14 protein-coding genes and 1 pseudogene are annotated in these 17,548 nt (G+C 48.9%); 8 read left to right on the top strand and 7 right to left on the bottom strand.

The genetic code is table 11. The features are described 5' to 3' along the window. Nucleotides 1–2: 2 nt before the first annotated feature. From H6G45_RS12590 to H6G45_RS12605, 4 genes are all read left to right on the top strand, one after another. Nucleotides 3–2,255 carry an ATP-binding protein gene (locus H6G45_RS12590; protein WP_190598755.1) on the top strand — a complete coding sequence of 751 codons (2,253 nt, stop codon included), beginning with the start codon at nt 3–5 and terminating at the stop codon, nt 2,253–2,255. Between the two features lie 105 nt (nt 2,256–2,360). Further along, complete coding sequence (locus H6G45_RS12595) at nt 2,361–2,573, top strand: RNA-binding protein hfq (RefSeq protein WP_190598756.1); 213 nt, start codon at nt 2,361–2,363, stop codon at nt 2,571–2,573. A 178-nt stretch (nt 2,574–2,751) separates the two neighbouring features. Further along, a complete protein-coding gene (locus H6G45_RS12600; protein WP_190598757.1) occupies nt 2,752–3,273 on the top strand; it encodes a late competence development ComFB family protein in 522 nt (173 codons plus the stop codon). Nucleotides 3,274–3,597: 324 nt separating this feature from the next. Beyond that, nucleotides 3,598–4,443, top strand: a complete 846-nt coding sequence (locus tag H6G45_RS12605; protein WP_190598758.1) for a M48 family metalloprotease — start codon at nt 3,598–3,600, stop codon at nt 4,441–4,443. On the opposite strand, the gene H6G45_RS12610 is transcribed toward H6G45_RS12605, so the two are convergent. Both H6G45_RS12610 and H6G45_RS12615 read right to left on the bottom strand, forming a co-directional pair. After that, nucleotides 4,440–5,738 (bottom strand): ATP-binding protein, encoded by a 1,299-nt coding sequence (locus tag H6G45_RS12610; protein ID WP_190598759.1) that lies wholly within the window; start codon nt 5,736–5,738, stop codon nt 4,440–4,442. The two genes, H6G45_RS12605 and H6G45_RS12610, sit on opposite strands and share 4 nt — an antisense overlap. A gap of 87 nt (nt 5,739–5,825) precedes the next feature. Next, complete coding sequence (locus tag H6G45_RS12615) at nt 5,826–6,056, bottom strand: hypothetical protein (RefSeq protein WP_190598760.1); 231 nt, start codon at nt 6,054–6,056, stop codon at nt 5,826–5,828. A 175-nt stretch (nt 6,057–6,231) separates the two neighbouring features. Here H6G45_RS12615 and H6G45_RS12620 point away from each other — a divergent pair, with 175 nt between their 5' ends. Then, complete coding sequence (locus H6G45_RS12620; RefSeq protein WP_190598761.1) at nt 6,232–7,311, top strand: PIN/TRAM domain-containing protein; 1,080 nt, start codon at nt 6,232–6,234, stop codon at nt 7,309–7,311. A 74-nt stretch (nt 7,312–7,385) separates the two neighbouring features. Here the strand turns inward: H6G45_RS12620 and H6G45_RS12625 are convergent, their stop codons facing one another. Next, on the bottom strand, nt 7,386–7,952 hold the full coding sequence (locus H6G45_RS12625; protein ID WP_190598762.1) for a hypothetical protein: 567 nt from the start codon (nt 7,950–7,952) through the stop codon (nt 7,386–7,388). A gap of 286 nt (nt 7,953–8,238) precedes the next feature. Then, nucleotides 8,239–10,743 carry a hypothetical protein gene (locus H6G45_RS12630; RefSeq protein ID WP_199309746.1) on the bottom strand — a complete coding sequence of 835 codons (2,505 nt, stop codon included), beginning with the start codon at nt 10,741–10,743 and terminating at the stop codon, nt 8,239–8,241. Nucleotides 10,744–10,924: 181 nt separating this feature from the next. Here H6G45_RS12630 and der point away from each other — a divergent pair, with 181 nt between their 5' ends. Next, complete coding sequence (gene der / locus H6G45_RS12635; RefSeq protein WP_190598764.1) at nt 10,925–12,283, top strand: ribosome biogenesis GTPase Der; 1,359 nt, start codon at nt 10,925–10,927, stop codon at nt 12,281–12,283. 144 nt (nt 12,284–12,427) lie between these two features. On the opposite strand, the gene H6G45_RS12640 is transcribed toward der, so the two are convergent. From H6G45_RS12640 to H6G45_RS12650, 3 genes are all read right to left on the bottom strand, one after another. Continuing rightward, the gene (locus H6G45_RS12640) at nt 12,428–13,540 is read right to left on the bottom strand and encodes a hypothetical protein (RefSeq protein WP_190598765.1); all 1,113 of its coding nucleotides are present in this window, start codon (nt 13,538–13,540) and stop codon (nt 12,428–12,430) included. Nucleotides 13,541–13,603: 63 nt separating this feature from the next. Next, nucleotides 13,604–14,863, bottom strand: coding sequence for a bifunctional ornithine acetyltransferase/N-acetylglutamate synthase (gene argJ / locus H6G45_RS12645; protein ID WP_199309747.1), 1,260 nt, complete (start codon nt 14,861–14,863; stop codon nt 13,604–13,606). A 120-nt stretch (nt 14,864–14,983) separates the two neighbouring features. Then, nucleotides 14,984–15,796, bottom strand: coding sequence for a tetratricopeptide repeat protein (locus H6G45_RS12650; RefSeq protein ID WP_199309748.1), 813 nt, complete (start codon nt 15,794–15,796; stop codon nt 14,984–14,986). A gap of 258 nt (nt 15,797–16,054) precedes the next feature. On the opposite strand from H6G45_RS12650, the gene H6G45_RS12655 reads away from it, so the two are divergent. Continuing rightward, complete coding sequence (locus H6G45_RS12655) at nt 16,055–17,230, top strand: AGE family epimerase/isomerase (RefSeq protein ID WP_190598768.1); 1,176 nt, start codon at nt 16,055–16,057, stop codon at nt 17,228–17,230. Nucleotides 17,231–17,448: 218 nt separating this feature from the next. Then, nucleotides 17,449–17,548, top strand: a pseudogene (locus tag H6G45_RS19580) (IS630 family transposase); the annotation flags it as partial.

Genomic DNA, 17,548 nt, shown 5'->3' on the forward strand with positions numbered 1-17,548 from the left:
GCATGCTACCTGCTTTTTCCCCCATTTTCCGTCGACTTTTACCTGCTGTCACCTTTGAACGCTTGCTCCGTTTTTGGCGTACCATGGCCCAACAAACAGGGGATGGGGTGCAGTGTTTTGTGGGGGATTTACCCAGCAGTTTGAAACCTGCCCCTGGGCCATCGGTGCTTGATGCAGAAATCGACCACCGTTTTGCGCTCCTCGTTAGTCCAGGGCAATGGGCTTTATTGGAAGGAGAACAAATTTCTCCCCATCATTATGCGGTGTCGATCACCTTTGCCCAGGGCATCATCGAAGATTTTATCGACAAGCAAAATTTGCCCGTCGTAGCAGAGGCTATGCCCCACCGGCCAGAGCCGCAATCCGGTCCCACCATCTCTGAACAATTGACCCTGGGGCTACTGGAAATCCTCAACAGTGACAGCACTAGCTTTTCCCCAGAGCCTTCCCTCCAGGACAGTCTGCAGGCCAGCCAGGTAAAAGTGCTCAGCCAAGTCATTGCCCAGATTCGTCAAAGCTTAGACTTGGCGGAAATTCTCAATAAAGCCGTGACGGCGGTGCAGAAATTTCTCTTTGTCGATCGCCTAGTTATTTACCAATTCCATTACCATCAGCCATCCCTTGCTTCAGTGGGGGAAGAGTCAACATTGGCCCCCAAGCCCCGCCAGCAATATGGAGAAGTAACCTACGAAGCACGGCGATCGCCAGAAATTGACACCATGCTGGGAATCATGACTGAAAATGATTGTTTTTCCCAAGTCCTCAGTTACGAACAAAAATACCTCAAGGGCGCTGTGGTGGCAGTCAATGACATTGAAAACCACTACTCTTCTTCCTACTGTTTAGTCGGACTGCTGCAACGCTATCAAGTACGGGCTAAATTAGTGGCTCCCATTATCGTTGAAGAGCAGCTTTGGGGTTTGTTGATTGCTCACCAGTGTCACCATCCCCGGCAATGGTTAGATAGCGAAAAGAATTTTTTGGGTCAAATTGGTGAACACCTAGCCGTGGCGATCGTTCAGTCCCTACTGTACAGTGAAGTGCAAAATCAGAAAAATAACTTTGAAAAACGGGTAATTGAACGGACCAAGGAATTGCGGGATACGCTCATGGCGGCCCAGGCTGCCAACCTCCTTAAAAGTCAATTTATTAATAATATTTCCCACGAATTACGTACTCCATTAACTAGTATTATTGGTCTTTCTGGCACCCTATTGAGGTGGTTTGACCATCCCACCTCTTTGCCACCGGCCAAGCAACAATATTACCTGCTGAATATCCAAGAAAATGGCAAAAAACTGTTGAATCAGATTAATAACATTATCCAACTTTCCCAGCTTGAATCTGGTCAAACAGCCCTCAACATTCAATCCTTTTCCCTACACACCCTAGCCCAGACCGTGATCCATTCCCTAATGGGGGTAGCGGTTAAGCAACAAATCAATTTAGAGCTAGACTACCAGATTAATTTAGGCCAGGATCAATTCTGCGCTGACCAGGAAAGGCTCGATCAAATTCTGACCCAATTACTCAACAATGCACTGAAATTTACCCCAGCGGAAGGCACAGTTATCCTCCGCATTTGGAAAGAAAAGAACCAGGCTATTTTTCAAGTGGAGGATACAGGCATTGGCATCAATGAACAACAGTTGCCGGTGTTGTTTGAAGCCTTTAAGGTAGTTGGAGACAGCTACACTAGCTTTTATGAAACCGGTGGGGTGGGCCTTGCTTTAACCAAACAGTTGGTGGAGCTCCATGGCGGTTACATTGAAGTGGAATCCAGCCCAGGACAGGGGACAATTTTCACCACCATAATTCCCCAACAGAGTTTACCCCTAGCCACCAAAGGACCAGTCCAGGATAAGTTGGATGCGGTTATGCCCTTTAATTCCAGTGTGATCGTCATTGAACAGGATGAGGAAATTGCCACACTGATTTGTGAATTATTGACTGTGGCTAACTACCAAGTCATCTGGTTAATTGATACTACCAATGCCCTGCAACAGGTAGAACTGTTACAACCGGGTTTGATTATTGTGGATGGGGATTTTGCCGATGTCACGGAAGTAACCAGGGGAATTAAAAAGTCCCGGCGCATTAGTAAAGTTACAGTTTTTTTGTTGAGTGAGTCCCTATCCTCAGCGGAGTGGCAAGCGTTGTCCCAAAAGGGCATTGATGATTACTTGCTTAAACCTCTCCAGCCAGAATTACTTTTGCAACGGGTGCAGAGCATCCAACAGGAACCTCTCCGCTAAATTTGTTGATGGTTAATACTTTGACTGTGGGCAGATGTTTTTTGGGGTTTCCATCCTCGAAATACCGGTAACATATTAAGATTGAGGGGAGTTGCAGGAAAACCGATGAGTAAATTTGATAGCGGATTACCCAGTGTCCGCCAAGTACAGCTTTTGATCAAGGATCAAACCCCGGTGGAAGTCAAACTACTAACGGGGGATTCCATCTTCGGTGTTATTCGTTGGCAAGATAGCGATGGCCTAGGGCTAGTCGATGACTCGGAACGTTCCACCATTGTGCGCCTAGCGGCGATCGCCTACATCACCCCCCGCCGTTAGGAATTAATAATCTAGTCAAAGCAATGAATGGCCAAAGATATGATTAAACAACATTGTTAAACCATGTTTTTGTGGCCCGTTGATTGAACTAAGCTAATCTCCATGGCCGGCACCTGTCCCAGAACTCTGTCCTTTTTTCCTCCCAAAGTCAGCCCTTCCACTCCGAATTAACTCCCCCATGAGCATCCAAGAAATCTTCGCTAAAGCCGTCCAGGATGGATACCTCACCCCCGCTATGGAAGCAGAAGTGGGTCGTCTTTGTGAAAGTGGGGTGGATTTGGATCAAGGGGAATACGAAGCGCTTGATCGCCTGATGGCGGCCCTATTGGCCGGGGATGTGGTGGCCATGCCCCACAAACAGTTCATTAACGTCATGGAAGAAATGGTTCTGACGGAGGTGGTTTCCCAGGTGTCTAAGTATCAGAAAACCACGGAAAAACAACCTGATATTGCCGACATTGCCGCCTATGCCCTCAACCGCTTACCGCCTCTGTACGCCACCTCCGAAGAAGGGGCCGAATATCAACGTCAACGGGCCTCCGAAGAACTGGAATTTCTCATCCAACAACAGGTGAAAGAAGGGCTGGGTCGATACTTTGATCGTCCTCAAATCGCCGACCGTAAGCCCCTAGAACCATTGGTTAAGCAGGATCTGATCAGCCAAATGGCGCTCTTGCTAGAAGCCCTAGCCCAGGACTAGCCACACCATGAAACCGTGGCCATGGCGGTGAACTACGATAAAGTTAGTACAAAGTAGTGAGAAATTTGAGGAAACCTAGGCGACTGAGGAGTTAGTCCAGTGGTTCGATTGGATTAGAGCAAATCAAGAACTGCCATAGGGCAGGGAGAGGCCCTAGGTTCCCGGCCATAGGATTGATCTATCCGTCGATGGCTATCCTTGGTATGGTAATGATTAGTTGGCCTGCTGTGGCCGATTCTGCCCTAGTTTATTCTCCCCAACTATTCTTTTACCGTTCCATGGCAGCCCCGGCTGATGCTGTGAATTAATTGGGCTTAATTCGAGATGGGTTTTCGTCGCTATCAAAGTTTTGCTGCTTGGATTCTGACTGTTGTTCTCACCGCCACTGTTACCGTTGGTGTTGCGTCTCCAGCGGGGGCCCAATCCTGGATGAATTTATTGCTCCAAGGGCTACAGGTGATTCAACTTTCCAATCTTTCTGATCAGCAGGAAGTGCGGTTGGGGCAACAGATTAATCAGCAACTTTACCAACGGGGAGAGTTTCGTCCCCACGGCGATCGCCAATTGCAGGGTTACATCAACGAAATTGGCCAACGGTTAGCCCGCACCAGTAGCCGACCCAATATTCCCTACACATTCCAGGTGGTGGATGACCGCAGAATTAACGCCTTTGCCACCATGGGGGGTTTTGTTTACATTAATACTGGCCTGATTGCCGCCGCCGAAAATGAAGCCGAGTTAGCCAGTGTCATCGCCCACGAAATTGCCCACATTGCTGATCGCGACGCCGTAACTAGAATGCGGGATGTGGGCCTTTCCCAGGGATTAATTTCCGCCGCTGGTATGCGGGAAAATAACATTGTCCAAATGGCAATGCAACTGGGCTTCAATCTGCCCATGAGCCGGGAAGATGAATTAAACGCCGATGCCATGGGGTTAAGGAACCTAGTGCGGGCAGGCTATGCCCCCGCAGGCATGGTTAGTTTTATGGAAAAACTACAGCGACAGAGTGGCGCCGCTCCAGAGTTCCTCAGCAGTCATCCCCTCACCCAAAATCGCATTACCTCACTGCAGAGGAGCATTCCGCCCCAATACCTTTACCAAGGGGATGGGTTGGACTCCCAAGCCTATAGCCGCCGCATTGGCCGTCAAGTCCCCACCCTTCGTTAGGGTAATTCCTCTAGCAAAACAGTGAAGGTGACGGTGGATCCCAATCCTTCTCCCATGCTAAAAAAGGCCACCTTGCCCCCCATGGTTTCCACCAGCTTTTGGGAAATTACCAGTCCCAATCCTGTACCTCCATAGGCTTTGGAATGGGAGCCATCAATTTGAACAAATTTTTTAAATAACTTGGACTGTTGCTCCAGGGAAACCCCAATCCCCGTGTCTGCCACGCTCACTTTTAATAATCCTGGTTTTTGCACCCCTTCCCAGACGACAGTGCGAGGTACCACTTCCACCGTCACTGTGATACCCCCTTCATGGGTAAATTTGAGGGCGTTGCCGACAATATTCAGCATCACCTGCAGCAACCAACGCTGATTGCCGTAAACCGCTAGGGGTCTTTGGGGAGGAGCCGTTAGGCAAAAGCTGAGGCCCTTATTTTGGGCTTGGGGTAGGGCAAAATTTTCCGTCGCCTGGAGTACTTCACCAAAATCCACCACTTCCAATTCAATGCCCACTCGCCCCGCTTCAATTTTGGCTAGGTCGAGGATGTCGTTAATTAAATTCAGCAGTAATAGGGCAGACTGGTAAGCTTCTTCGATAAATTCATGCCTTTCTGCTTCAGAATCTGCCATGTCATCTAAAATTAGCCGCAAAAAGCCGATGATGCCATTTAACGGGGTGCGGAGTTCGTGGGTGGTGCTGGCCAGGAATTCACTTTTGAGTCGGGATGCTTCCTCCGCCGCTTTAGTGGCCTGTCTTAATTCTTGGTAGAGGGTGGCATGGGCGATCGCCGTTCCGGTTTGCTCGGCCAATTCCTGGAGCAGGGCTTCCGTTTCTGGATGCCAGGGGCCGGGGGCTGGGCTCAGTTGTTGCAAACAGAGATAGCCATTGGCTTGGTCTTGGTAGAGGGTAGGGAAAATCCACAGCCCCGCCAAATCTTCCCCTTGAAACTGGATATCGTAGAGGGTGAGGGGTTGGTGTTGCTCAAATAGCCGCCGCCAAATTTCACTTTCCTCCGGCACAATCAGGTTGGTGAAGGCCGCTACCGTAGGCTGGCAAAATTCCGCTTCAATCTGTAGGTGACGACTTTGGGTATCTCTGGTCAACAACAGGCAACGGCTTACCCCCAAGGTAGAACCAATACTATCCACCGCCTCTTGCCAAATGGTGGGCAGATGGAGGCTATTGCGTCGGATCCTTTTGGCGATCGCCGTCAGTTGGGAAATAACAGGGGGGTGCAGAGGATCCAAAGAAGAAAATCTGAGGGTGGATTCCGTTAAATCGCTCGGCTGTCCCATGTCAAAAAGTGGTTAAGTGATGGAGTCAGGGGAGGAAATAGCACAACCAACCATGGAGTCTATCTCTCCCTGAGAAAGCCAGAAAAATTAGTCGTTCCACTCTCCCCGGGGGGGAACGGGGGGATTGCGGCGTAAGTTGCGGGTTAGCTCATCATCCCGTTGTTTTTCCCCCCTTAGCCATTGCTTCACAGCCATTTCAATTACCCGATTCGGCTCATTGGTCAAATGCTGAATTTGATCCATCAGATCCGAGTCCAACTGAATGGAAACTTCTATTTTTTCAGAGTCCCGAAGCGAGGCGGAGGTATTATCATTCATGGCTTTAGAAACGAGGTCTTCACCAATTATACTATCCCATCAGTTTCAGGCCAGGCGGATATAATATATGGAACTTCAGGAAAAGTTACCAATTGGGAAAATCCATCCAGATTGAACAATTTTTGTAAACTTCCTGCCGCCTCCAAGTTATCAACGCCAGTTCCATAACTCTGCCATGTTAGACGCCGTTATTATTCTCCTCTCCATTTTCACCTTTGCAGGGGTCGGCTTCGCCGTGGTGGATCTGTTACCAGATTCCGTGCAGATGCAAATTTCTAACATGGACGCCCTGCGATGGCTGGCGGCGGGATTTATGTCCATTATCGGCCTGGCGATCGGGCTAGTGGCCCAAACTACCTACCGCAGATTGGAAAACCAGATTCGTCAAACCCCCATTGAAACCATTCTCACCAGGGCAGTGGGTTTGGTCATTGGTTTGTTGATTGCCAACCTCATGCTTGCCCCCATCTTTCTGTTACCCATTCCAGGGGAATTTTCGTTTATCAAGCCCACCCTGGCAGTGTTTGGCAGTGTTATTTTTGCCTTTCTTGGCATTAGTTTGGCCGACACCCATGGCCGCACCTTCATGCGCCTCATTAACCCCAACAGCATTGAAACCATGTTGTTGGCCGAGGGCACCCTCAAACCCATCGCGCCCAAAATTGTTGATACCAGTTGCATTATCGACGGCCGCATTGAACCCCTATTGGCCACCGGTTTTATTGAAGGTCAGGTATTAGTGCCCCAATTTGTCTTGGCGGAACTGCAACAATTAGCCGATGCGAGCAACGACCAAAAACGGGTGCGCGGCCGGCGGGGCTTGGACATTCTGGGCAGTATCCAGGCGGATTTTCCCGAAAGCATTGTCATTCATTCCGCTGATTATGACGACATTGCCACCGTGGACGCCAAACTAGTCCATTTGGCTCAGGAAATCAATGGCATTTTACTGACCAATGATTACAACCTCAGCAAAGTTGCCAATTTGCAGAAAGTACAAATTCTCAACGTTAACGATTTAGCCCAGGCAGTGCGCCCCATTTACCTGCCAGGGGATTCCCTCGCATTAAAAATCGTCAAACAAGGCAAGGAAGCTTCCCAGGGAGTAGGTTACCTAGAAGATGGCACCATGGTGGTGGTGGAAGAAGGACGCAACCATGTGGGCTCAGAATTGCAGGTCATTGTTACTTCAGCTTTACAAACCTCCGCTGGTCGGATGATTTTTGCTAAAACTCCTTCAGTACTAGCTTCGTAGGAGCACAATCCCCCTTCCTCGGGCAGGGCAAAAACTATTTTCAGTGGCATTTGCCTGTTTATATCAGCCTTTGCCTAGGGAGCGTCCTGCCATTGGGGAGCCAAGGTAATAAAATCAAAAACCTCTGCCCCGGGGTGACAAGTGACACAGGTATTGCTTGTTACCTCCTCTGGCATAGGAACCCTTGGGTGTAGAGCCTTGAAAAAGCGTGATTTCTCCGCATAGAGGGGAACTGGGGTATTGGGGGGTAATGGTCGAGAGAAGGTACTCACATAATCCCAAATGAGTAACTGGGTCAGACGATTAATATTAGGGATGCTGACCCCATAATGAACATCCGGACGGCGCAAAATTTCCTGCCAGGACTCCAGGGGCAACACTTCCGGTGGCAGAGCAATGTGACAGCCAGTGCAGGTTTCAATATAGGACTCAAAACCGGGAAGGTAACGGGTCGGAATCGGATCAACGGAACGGGGATTGTCAGGAATAACTGGGGGCAAATTCTGTGGAATGCTTGCCTGGGCTATTAAGCTATCCTTCGGTTGGCCATGGGGAGCCCAGGTCTGGGCCATCGCCCAACCACCACTAAGGGAAAGGAAAATGAGAACTAATCCTGTCAGAACCACTGGCCAAATTCGCATGGTTGTTTCCGATTACACCAATCCATCAATTAAGATCATTTGTCCGGGGACATGGTCCGAAGACCCCACAATTTTAGCAGTCCCCACCGGCACACCGTTTTTTCCCCTCTTCCCTGAGCCCAAGATCCATAACTGTGCCTGCTTGGAATTTAGAAAAGAATAGGGCAGAGATTTTACGTCTATGGCCATATAGCTAAGCGGCAGATCCGCCATAAATCTTAATTGCCCCATTCCGGAAAGTCAAAACCCAAGATTTATTGGTCCAAGGGAGAAAGAAATAGATTTGCTATTTACTAGAGCCCTGTCCAAAGCGCCATTGTATGCCTGCGGAGAAGCGAGTGCCCGGCTCCGCCAATAATTCTCCCAAATCAAGCTGACTAGTGGCATTGGTACCCATTAAATCGATCGCCAAGTTTTCCAAAGGGAATAGTCTTAAACCGGCTGACCATACCAGTCGTTCACCAGTCACAAGGGGAGTCACTTCCGCAATTAGTTGTATGACGGGGGAAATCTGATAATTCGCCCCTAACCCCAAACCCACCGGAGTTTTGCCACCAGTAATTGCAGCCTTGGGAGAAAATAGCAAAGCTAATTGATTATTGACTTCATACATAAAGGGAAATTCAAGCATAAAATATCCTTGTTCTGCTTCACTGATATCACGACCACCAGTCAAACGGCCACTGATTGAGAGGGGATCCCCATCGGCTTGGTTTAAAAATAAAAGCTTGCCCCCTAAACGCCATTGGGTCGCTGTTCCCTGGGATGAGTCTATAACTGATTGGGTGTCAAAACCACCAATGGAAGAAAGGAGCAACTCCATTTGGAAATTTTGCAAAACGCTGTAAAAAATTCCTCCACCCACACTGCCCCCCGTATCCGCTGTAAAACGTATGCCGAAATCATCGGTGGGAAAAACGTAGGGAGTTGTGAGGGTAAACCAGTCAAACAATAGTCTTTTTTGCCGGTCGGTATAGTCAACATGATGAACCTCTTTGCCCAAGGGGGCTATTTTGAACTGAGCTCCCAGCAAAATTTCATTAGCAGCGGTGGGTAAAGTTAAAACACCGGTAGCCGGGGTACCGCCAAAGGCGTTGGTTAAGCTCAATTCAAAACCTACAGCTTTACTAAATGCATAACTAGCACCGAAAGACCAAATGGGAGTTTTAGATATTTCCCTAGATGTGTTGATAGAATTGCCGCCCGATAGGGGAACCACGGTATTGCCAAAAAGAGAAAGTTGCTCGGAAACACGCCAATTTGCTCCCAATCCCACGCTAAAGACCGTGCCGTAAAAAGGAACGCTATTGAGACTATCAGAAAAGATATTAACTGCCGGTGTAAAAGTAACCTGAAATTGTTCACTCAAGTTATAAGAAATGGGGAGTTGTACGGTCCCGGCAACAGTTCTACTCAAGGTGGGAGAAGTGGCATTATTGAATAGTCCAGGGCCACTATAAATTTGAAATTGCTCAATGGAACCTAGGACGCCGATACCCCAATTTTCATCGCTGTAAATGTTGTATTTTAGGTTAGGACCCGTGGATTGATATAACTGCTCGATAAAAGATCCATTAACAGCGTTGTAGGTCGGGTCGTCATTGTACATAAAAGACCAACCGACTTGGAGGTCATTAGTTAGTCCCCAGTCAGCATAAATAAAATAGGTTTGATTACCCGTACCTGGCCCACCAAAGGTTTGGGTTTGACCAAATGTGCCCAGTACTTGTCCCTGCAAAAGTTGGTTGGCTGTGGGCAGGTGTAATAGTCTTAAAGGTTGGCGTAATAAAGGTGTGGTAATTTCAGGCTGTTTTTGGGGAGATTCTTCCGCCCCTTGCTCTCGGATAAATTCAACACTGTCAAGGGTTTCGGTTTCTATGATTTCAACTTCTGTTGTTTCTATTTGATCAGTCTGAGCTACTTCTATTTTTTCTTGACTACTATCGTTTTCTATTGCTGTTTCTATAATTTCAGTGGTACTTTCTTCGGGAGAAAATGTGGGGTCAATGGGGCCAGTAATAATCTCGAGTTTGTCAGTTTGGGTAAGGTGAGAAGATTCTGTAACTGTTGTTTCTACACTTGTTCCTTCTGCTCCTTCTCCGCCGATCGCCGTTGCCTCAGAAAGCATTAAAGTTTCTTCAGCTGATAATTCTCCTTGACTAACCTCCTCCCTAACTTCAACTTCTAGGGTTTCCTCTGTGCTGGCGATCGCCATAGGGGCTAAGAGTAAACCTTGGCTATGGGAGCGGACGGCCCAACTTTGTTCCTGGGCATTAAGACTAACTTCCACCACACCCCGGTCTAATTGTTTAATTTTGAGGCGACGTTTCATCAGAGTGCCATCGGGGCCGGCATTGTCCTGGTTGATGGGGATGGAATCGGCTAGTTTTACTCCTTCTACCACTAGAGCTAAACGATTGGTGCGAGGATCTAAGATCAGCTCAGCGGCGGTTTGTTGCCCATTAATATGCAAAATTATGTTATCAACGGTGAGAGTAATGGCTTGGAGAACGGCAAAATTATCTTCCTCTTCTTCGACAATTAAAATGGAACGATCGCCGGATTGACTGGGACGTTGGCTAACCAGGGTTGCTGGGAAAAGAGGAGTAGTCGAACTGTAATAGTTGTTTGAAGTGAAGATAGGGAGAATTTTTTTGTTGGAGACCAATGATAGGTCAGCCAAAGCCGGCGGAGAACTGATACTATGGTGATCCGTGTCGCCACTCCAGGCTCCGAGCATTAACCATGCCCCTAGTAGACCAAGCGCCTGAGTTGGTTTTTTGAAAGCCATGTAATTATTCCTCACTCAAAACTCACACCCATCAGAAGACATAATATCCCTATTTTTTAGAATACGTATTAATTTCGGCCAAAGCTGGAAATAAATGTTTTCTTTAAGTTTGTTTGACGGCGATCGCCACAAAGCCACGGATTTCTCTTCATTATTCTCAATTTTTTGCTTGTAATTTTCTATGTCCCTTCCCATCGTCGCCATCATCGGCCGCCCCAATGTGGGTAAATCCACCTTCGTTAATCGTTTAGCCGGCAACCAGCAAGCGATTGTCCATGATCAGCCAGGCATCACGAGGGACCGTACCTATCGTCCAGCTTTTTGGCGAGACCGGGATTTCCAAGTGGTAGATACGGGAGGGTTAGTGTTCAACGATGACAGCGAATTCTTACCAGAAATCCGAGAACAGGCTAACTTGGCCCTAGCGGAAGCGAAAGCGGCCATTTTTGTGGTGGATGGACAACAGGGTCCCACCGCTAGCGACGAGGAAATTGCCCAGTGGCTCCGGCAACAATCCGTCCCGGTAATTTTAGCGGTAAATAAATGTGAATCCCCTGACCAAGGTGCTATTCAAGCGGCGGAATTTTGGCATTTGGGGCTGGGGGAACCTTACCCCATGTCGGCCATCCACGGTAGTGGCACAGGAGATTTACTCGATGCTCTGTTGGAATATTTGCCCCCCACCCAAGAGGAGTTGGAGGAAGATGAGATCAAAGTGGCGATCGTCGGCCGTCCCAATGTGGGTAAATCCAGTTTGCTCAACGCTTTAACTGGAGAACAACGGGCCATTGTTAGTCCAATTTCCGGCACTACCAGGGACGCCATCGATATGGTGGTGGAACGCAACGGCCAAAAATATCGCCTGATTGACACTGCCGGCATTCGGCGGAAAAAGAATGTGGACTATGGCGCAGAATTTTTTGGCATCAACCGGGCATTTAAGGCTATTCGTCGGGCCGATGTGGTCTTATTTGTACTGGATGTTTTGGATGGGGTAACAGAACAGGATCTGAAATTGGCGGGGCGCATCATTGAAGATGGCCGGGCAGTCGTACTGGTGATCAATAAATGGGATGCGGTGGAAAAGGACTCCTACACCATTTACGAACATCGGGAGCAGTTGATGGCTCGGCTTTATTTCATGGATTGGGCCGAAATGATTTTTGTCAGTGCCCAAACCGGCCTACGGGTACAAAAAATCCTTGATTGTGTGGATATTGCCGCCCAAGAACATCGCCGTCGGGTCACCACCGCTGTGATCAATGAAGTGTTAGAAGAAGCCGTTAGTTGGCATTCTCCCCCCACCACCCGCCAGGGTAAACAGGGCAAAATTTATTACGGCACCCAGGTTTCTACCCAACCACCGGCGATCGCCTTATTTGTGAACGATCCCAACCGGTTTAACGACAATTACCGCCGCTATATTGAAAAGCAATTTCGTAAACAACTGGGCTTTTTCGGTTCCCCCATCCGATTATTCTGGCGGGGTAAAAAAGTGAGGGAAGTGGAAGGTAGTCGTAACCGTGCCACCAAGGTCTAAGGCTTAAAATGGTTGACCCTTTACAGGTTGACTTGCAAGGTTTTAGTCTGCTCTCAAATCGCCCCTAAAAGTTCCGGTAATATTGGGGAACTTGTATCTGGTTTCCAACTAATTTCCTGGCCAGTTTTTATTGGATAAACCTCACTAGGCTCCACCATTGTCTTGATTTTGCCAAGTACTACGCCAGGCCAATTCCGCCTTGGCCGTTACCTGCTGTCGCTCTAACTGACGATACTGCTTTTCCAGTTTGGTCAGATCCTTTAGATAGGTGTGAATTTGTTTACGAATTAAACCCAAATTAACGTCACTAAATTCGAGATCTTTCAGCCGTAAATTCAGGGCTGTCAAACGACTAATTTGTCCCCGTTTAGACCGCTGAATCAATTCCTCTATGGCTTCTGGGGAGAGGTCTTCATCGTCATCGTTTTCCGTATCTTCTTCCCCTTCGTCAGTGGAGGGTGGGGAGACATTTTCCGACTCGGGCTTTTGGGCTTTTTCAATCAATAAATTGACCACGTGGGGCATCTTTTCTCGGTTGGGGGCTAGGCGGTCATCTTCCGACTGTAGGGCCATTTCGAGAATGTGTAGGGGAAGATTGGGAGGAATAATTTTACTGGCAGTGAGCAAACGATTAATGTTCATTGACAGGGCCACCACGCTGCGGTGCAGGATTTTTTCGACCTGTAAATGCCATTTTTGTAGATCCTCGGGAGTTTTGATCACCGTGGGTGCTTTCGCCTCCGTGGCTCCCATTCCTTGGGGCAATAGCATTTCTAGGGATAGGCCTTCTTTCTGTAAAGCTTGGCTGAGAAAGTCTTTGATTTCCTGTAGGTCTGGAATATTGCTATCTTCTGATTTTTCCTCTTCTGGGTTGTCTCCATCGTTCCCCAATAGGATCAATTCCTCGGCGTCCTCTGTATTCCCCTCCGGTTCCGGCACAATTTGCTCCTGGCGGGAAGAGTCCCAAAAAATCCCTTCCTTTTCCAGGTTTACTAGCAGTTGATCATAAAACTTGGCGATCGCCGTGCGTAATTGGCTCTGAAATTTGTGGCGGGGACTATAGTCTAGCTGGAGAAAAGCATCGGGATAAATTTGCGTACAAATCTGGTAAACGGCATAGACCCCCTGTTGCTGGAGAATTTGCCCCAGGCGTTGGGCATACTGGTCATAGGTGGCAGCAAAGTGATGCCCCAGAATGGCCGTTTGATTTTCAATCTGAGTTAACTGCTCACGGATTTTAGGGATAGAACGGGTCATGGATACTAGTCTAACAACAGAGCGAGGCAATAGGACTAGATTTTATCCCAGGGACTAAACAGATCAGGTCGTATAATCCGCATTGATCCGTACATAGTCGTAGCTCAAATCACAGCCCCAGGCAGTACCATGGCCCGAACCGGTGCCCAGATCCACTTGAATTAGCACTGTGTCCTGCTGTAAATAAGCTCCAGCGGCGGCCTGTTTGAGATAATTGCTGGCGGCGGAACGGTCAAAGGGTAAGGGTTGCCCCTGGTCCATGAGAACGTAATCCCCTAATTTAATCCGTAGATTATTTTGGTCAAACTTGACTCCGGCTCGCCCCGCGGCCCCGGCAATGCGCCCCCAGTTGGGGTCCCGGCCAAAAATGGCAGATTTCACCAAGGAGGATCCGGCAATGGTTCTGGCCACGGCCCTACCGGCTTGGTCGTCGGGGGCCCCAGTTACTTGAATTTCGATCAAACAGGTGGCCCCTTCCCCATCCCTGGCGATCGCCTTGGCCAAATGTTGGCAAACAGCGGTGAGCATGGCTTCCAATTTCTCGGCATTGGGGCCCATTTCCGTAATGGCGGCGGTGCGGGATTCCCCATTGGCTAAAGCAAACAAACTGTCATTGGTGCTAGTGTCCCCATCTACCGTCACTTGATTAAAGGTTTTTTGGGTGGCTCGGCTCAGCATCTGTTGCCAGAGGGCAGTGGAAATGGCCGCATCACAGGTGACAAAGGCCAGCATGGTGGCCATGTTGGGGTGAATCATGCCGGATCCCTTGGCAATGCCCCCCATCCTTACCGGCCGACCGTCAATTTCCGTTTCCAGGGCGATGGTTTTGGGCACCAAATCTGTGGTCATAATTGCCTTTGCGGCCTTGTCTCCGCCATTGGGGGCAAGGGATTGGATTAATGGCGCAATACCCTGGCGTAACTGCTCCATTTTGATCCGTTGGCCAATGACCCCAGTGGAAGCCAGCAGAATACTTTCGGGGGAAATGTTTAGTCCCTGGGCCAACAGTTGGGCGGACTCCACCGCATCGTCCCAGCCCTGTTTGCCGGTGCCGGCATTGGCTTGCCCGGAATTGACCAAAATAGCTCTGGCACTGGCCTTAGCCTGTAACCGTTGGCGGCAATAGTCCACACAGGCCGCCCGCACTTGACTGGTGGTAAAAACTCCAGCGGCGATCGCCTCAGTTTCGGAGTAAATCAGGGTTAAATCCGGGGAACCGGACGGTTTTAGTCCCGCCGTGATGCCTGCCGCCTTAAAACCTTTGGGGGCGGTGATGTTGCCCTCAATTACCTGCCAGTCAGCCATAGGAAAAGCCTGCCACATTCTCAAACTCAGAGGTCAATCATAGCAGTTCTGCTTGGGGTTAATTATTGGCCGTTCAACCCTGGTCAGGAATTGCTGATTTTCTAGTCAATTTTTCCTGGCCCTCACCTGAGGATGGGATCAATAGCCCAATAATTGGCGAATTTCTGCTGCTTTTTCCAATTCCCCTTGGCGATCAAGCAAATTAATCGCTTGGATCATGTCCTCTAGGGATTCTTCCACTGCACCCTGCTCTGACCGGATGCCAGCCCGGAGAATAAATGCATCGGCATTGGAGGGATTGAGGCGAATGGTACGGTTCAAATCAGCCAAAGCCCGTTCGTAATTGCCCACCATGGTATAGGAGAGCCCGCGAAAATAATGGGCCTCTTCAGAACGGGGATCAAGCTCTATGGCCCGGTCAAAATCGGGAATGGCTTGGCGGGGTTGCTCTAACCCCAATTGGGCTTGGCCTCGACAGATCAAGAGATCTACATCCTGGGGATCAAGCAAAATTCCCTGGCCACAATCATCGATCGCGCCTTGGTAATTATTCAGTACTCCGTGGACGTTAGCTCGATTGAAATAAATGGCTGGATCGTTGGAGCTCAGGGCAATGGCCTGGTCAAAGTCCGCCAAGGCGGCGGTGTACTGTTCGATCACCATATAGGCTACCCCCCGCAAATTATAGGCATCGGCATTCTGGCCATCGGTGTCGATCACCTGGGTAAAAATGGCGATCGCCTTAAGGGGGGAACCATTTTCCAGTTCCGTAAATCCCTCCAACAACTTTTGTTCTATGGCAACGGCGGAATCCCTTTCCTGGGCAATAAAGGGAGGAGTCAGGGCCGCCCGACTAGGTAAAACTCCCCCTAGGCCAGGGCCCAAGGCACAAAAACCGACGGTGGCGATCGCCGTTAGGGAAAGGAAAAGGGGACGAGGCAAACAAATCATGGCAGGCAACACTGGGCGGAGGAAGAAAAAATGTCTCCTTTATTTAATGATGATTTAAAGACTGAAATTAATCCCGCTTTTTGTTGACAAAGTAAGGATTTTTAACAAATTTTCACAGTCGTCAATGATAGAAAAATTTTTACCCTACTCCCCCCGGAGCAAAAAGCCAGTTTTGCCCAGCCGTGCTATGTTGTTTTGTTGTCTGAAAACTGAGCCATTGTGCACCGCCATCCATCGCATCATTAATAGTTAAATTGTATGATTGCCCATCGCCGTCAGGAGCTAGCCCAGCAATATCACCAGGCCCTACACCAGGACGTGTTGCCCTTTTGGGAAAAATATTCCCTCGATCGCCAGGGGGGAGGTTACTTTACCTGTCTAGATCGTAAAGGCCAGGTTTTTGACACAGATAAATTCATTTGGCTACAAAACCGTCAGGTATGGCAATTTGCCGTTTTTTATAACCGTTTGGAACCAAGGCCCCAATGGTTAGAAATTGCCCGCCATGGTGCTGATTTTTTAACTCGCCACGGCCGAGATCAAGACGGTAATTGGTATTTTGCTTTGGATCAGGAAGGCAGACCCCTGCGTCAACCCTATAACGTTTTTTCCGATTGCTTCGCCGCCATGGCCTTTAGTCAATATGCCCTAGCCAGTGGAGAGGAAGAAGCCAAAACCATTGCCCTCCAGGCTTACAACAACGTTCTACGGCGTCAGCATAATCCCAAAGGTCAATACGAAAAGTCCTACCCAGGCACTAGGCCGCTCAAATCCCTGGCGGTGCCGATGATTCTAGCCAACCTCACCCTAGAGATGGAATGGTTATTGCCCCCCACCACAGTGGAAGAAGTGTTGGCTCAAACCGTCAAAGAAGTAATGACGGATTTCCTCGACCCGGAAATAGGATTGATGCGGGAAGCGGTGACTCCCAATGGAGAATTTGTCGATAGCTTTGAAGGGCGTTTGCTTAACCCAGGCCACGGTATTGAAGCCATGTGGTTCATGATGGACATTGCCCAACGCTCCGGCGATCGCCAGCTACAGGAGCAAGCAATTGAAGTGGTGTTGAACACCCTGGAATATGCCTGGGACGAAGAATTTGGTGGCATATTCTATTTCCTCGACCGCCAGGGCCACCCTCCCCAACAACTGGAATGGGATCAAAAGCTCTGGTGGGTACATCTGGAAACCCTGGTTGCCCTAGCCAAGGGTCACCAAGCCACCGGCCAAGAAAAATGCTGGCAATGGTTTGAGCGGGTCCATGATTACGCTTGGAGTCATTTCGCCGATCCTGAGTACGGGGAATGGTTTGGCTACTTGAATCGCCGAGGAGAAGTGTTACTCAACCTCAAGGGAGGTAAATGGAAAGGCTGTTTCCACGTGCCCCGAGCTTTGTGGCTCTGCGCCGAAACCCTCCAACTTCCGGTTGGTTAATCGTTCTTTAATAGCCATCGAATTAGCCACCTAGAAAGCGATTGAAAAGTCTTATTTTTCCCACTGAAGCTCCGGCAATACTGGAAGAATTCCTCTAGCTCTCCCTCAAATTTGGGGAGACAGGGGGGCTTTTAATGGCTTTTGATAAAGTATTAGGTTTTATAGCAAAGATTGCTAAGGTTAGGACATAATATAGGGAAAGAGTTAGGAAAAAAGCGATGCCAGCCCCCTACAGTATAGATCTAAGAGAGAAAGCGGTAAGTGCAGTAGAAAAAGGAGAGAAGAAAAGCCATGTCTGCCGAACACTGAACATTAGTC

The sequence above is a fragment of the Synechocystis sp. FACHB-383 genome, assembly GCF_014698605.1.
Classification (GTDB): Bacteria; Cyanobacteriota; Cyanobacteriia; order Cyanobacteriales; family Microcystaceae; genus Synechocystis; species Synechocystis salina.